The organism is Aeromonas sp. S5(2024) (assembly GCF_041403025.1).
In the GTDB taxonomy this organism is placed as follows: Bacteria; Pseudomonadota; Gammaproteobacteria; order Enterobacterales; family Aeromonadaceae; genus Aeromonas; species Aeromonas hydrophila.
Genome location: NZ_JBGLRI010000020.1, coordinates 1 through 3,064 on the forward strand (window position 1 = coordinate 1; position 3,064 = coordinate 3,064).

1 rRNA gene is annotated in these 3,064 nt (G+C 52.7%); it reads right to left on the bottom strand.

The features are described from left to right. Positions 1–19: 19 nt before the first annotated feature. Positions 20–2,908 (bottom strand): 23S ribosomal RNA (locus ACB032_RS22070). Positions 2,909–3,064: the final 156 nt, after the last annotated feature.

Here is a 3,064-nt window from a genome sequence, read left to right on the forward strand (position 1 = left end):
AACACTTCTTGGGTGTTGTATGGTTAAGCCTCACGGGTAATTAGTATGGGTTAGCTCAACACGTCGCCGCGCTTACACACCCCACCTATCAACGTTGTGGTCTCCAACGGCCCTTTAGGACCCTCAAGGGGTCAGGGATGACTCATCTCAGGGCTCGCTTCCCGCTTAGATGCTTTCAGCGGTTATCGATTCCGAACTTAGCTACCGGGCAGTGCCACTGGCGTGACAACCCGAACACCAGAGGTTCGTTCACTCCGGTCCTCTCGTACTAGGAGCAACTCCCTTCAATCATCCAACGCCCACGGCAGATAGGGACCGAACTGTCTCACGACGTTCTGAACCCAGCTCGCGTACCACTTTAAATGGCGAACAGCCATACCCTTGGGACCGACTTCAGCCCCAGGATGTGATGAGCCGACATCGAGGTGCCAAACACCGCCGTCGATATGAACTCTTGGGCGGTATCAGCCTGTTATCCCCGGAGTACCTTTTATCCGTTGAGCGATGGCCCTTCCATTCAGAACCACCGGATCACTATGACCTACTTTCGTACCTGCTCGACCTGTCCGTCTCGCAGTTAAGCTGGCTTATGCCATTGCACTAACCTCCTGATGTCCGACCAGGATTAGCCAACCTTCGTGCTCCTCCGTTACTCTTTGGGAGGAGACCGCCCCAGTCAAACTACCCACCAGGCACTGTCCGCGACCCAGATTCATGGGCCTGCGTTAGAACATCAAACATACAAGGGTGGTATTTCAAGGACGGCTCCAGCGCAACTGGCGTCACGCCTTCAAAGCCTCCCACCTATCCTACACATGTAGGTTCAATGTTCAGTGCCAAGCTGTAGTAAAGGTTCACGGGGTCTTTCCGTCTAGCCGCGGGTACACCGCATCTTCACGGCGAATTCGATTTCACTGAGTCTCGGGTGGAGACAGCATGGCCATGGTTACACCATTCGTGCAGGTCGGAACTTACCCGACAAGGAATTTCGCTACCTTAGGACCGTTATAGTTACGGCCGCCGTTTACCGGGGCTTCGATCAAGAGCTTCGCTTGCGCTAACCCCATCAATTAACCTTCCGGCACCGGGCAGGTGTCACACCCTATACGTCCACTTTCGTGTTTGCAGAGTGCTGTGTTTTTGATAAACAGTCCCAGCCATCTGGTCACTGCGACTCCCAACTGCTCCATCCGCAAGGGACTTCACTGTCAAGAGCGAACCTTCTCCCGAAGTTACGGTTCTATTTTGCCTAGTTCCTTCACCCGAGTTCTCTCAAGCGCCTTGGTATTCTCTACCCGACCACCTGTGTCGGTTTGGGGTACGATGACTTGTAATCTGAAGCTTAGAGGCTTTTCCTGGAAGCAGGGCATCAATGGCTTCCACACCGTAGTGTGTTCGTCTCGTGTCTCAGTGTTGTGTCTCCGGATTTGCCTAGAAACACCACCTACGCACTTTCACCAGGACAACCGTCGCCTGGCCCACCTAGCCTTCTCCGTCCCCCCATCGCAATTACAAGTCGTGCAGGAATATTAACCTGCTTCCCATCGACTACGCCTTTCGGCCTCGCCTTAGGGGTCGACTCACCCTGCCCCGATTAACGTTGGACAGGAACCCTTGGTCTTCCGGCGAGGAGGCTTTTCACCCCCTTTATCGTTACTTACGTCAGCATTCGCACTTCTGATATCTCCAGCATGCCTCTCGACACACCTTCGCAGACTTACAGAACGCTCCCCTACCACTCACGCTTAGCGTGAATCCGCGGCTTCGGTGCCTGGTTTGAGCCCCGTTACATCTTCCGCGCAGGCCGACTCGACTAGTGAGCTATTACGCTTTCTTTAAATGATGGCTGCTTCTAAGCCAACATCCTAGCTGTCTGAGCCTTCCCACATCGTTTCCCACTTAACCAGAACTTTGGGACCTTAGCCGGCGGTCTGGGTTGTTTCCCTCTTCACGACGGACGTTAGCACCCGCCGTGTGTCTCCCGGATATTACTTACTGGTATTCGGAGTTTGCATGGGGTTGGTAAGTCGGGATGACCCCCTAGCCCAAACAGTGCTCTACCCCCAGTAGTATTCGTCCGAGGCGCTACCTAAATAGCTTTCGGGGAGAACCAGCTATCTCCGAGTTTGATTGGCCTTTCACCCCCAGCCACAGGTCATCCCCTAACTTTGCAACGTTAGTGGGTTCGGTCCTCCAGTTGATGTTACTCAACCTTCAACCTGCCCATGGCTAGATCACCCGGTTTCGGGTCTACACCTTGCAACTAGACGCCCAGTTAAGACTCGGTTTCCCTACGGCTCCCCTATACGGTTAACCTCGCTACAAAATGTAAGTCGCTGACCCATTATACAAAAGGTACGCAGTCACCCCGAAGGGCTCCCACTGCTTGTACGTACACGGTTTCAGGTTCTATTTCACTCCCCTCACAGGGGTTCTTTTCGCCTTTCCCTCACGGTACTGGTTCACTATCGGTCAGTCAGGAGTATTTAGCCTTGGAGGATGGTCCCCCCATATTCAGACAGGATGTCACGTGTCCCGCCCTACTCGATTTCACATCAAGGTTGTTTTCGTGTACGGGGCTATCACCCTGTATCGCCGGCCTTTCCAGGACCGTTCCACTAACTTCCAAGATGCTTAAGGGCTAATCCCCGTTCGCTCGCCGCTACTGAGGGAATCTCGGTTGATTTCTTTTCCTCGGGGTACTTAGATGTTTCAGTTCTCCCGGTTCGCCTCGCTACGCTATGTATTCACGCAGCGATACCTAGCTTATGCTAAGTGGGTTTCCCCATTCGGAAATCCGTGAGTCGTAATGTCTCTTACCGACTGCTCACGGCTTATCGCAGGTTAGTACGTCCTTCATCGCCTCTGACTGCCAAGGCATCCACCATGTACGCTTAGTCACTTAACCATACAACCCCAAGAAGTGTCGGTGAAACCGGCACGGCTTGTTGTCGTACAACAAGGACCAAATAAAATTTGGTTTTCGCCAAGAAGTTTCCAAAGCACTTGTAACAAATGTTTGAGAACTACTTTTTAAATCAGCTTTCCAGATTGTTAAAGAGCA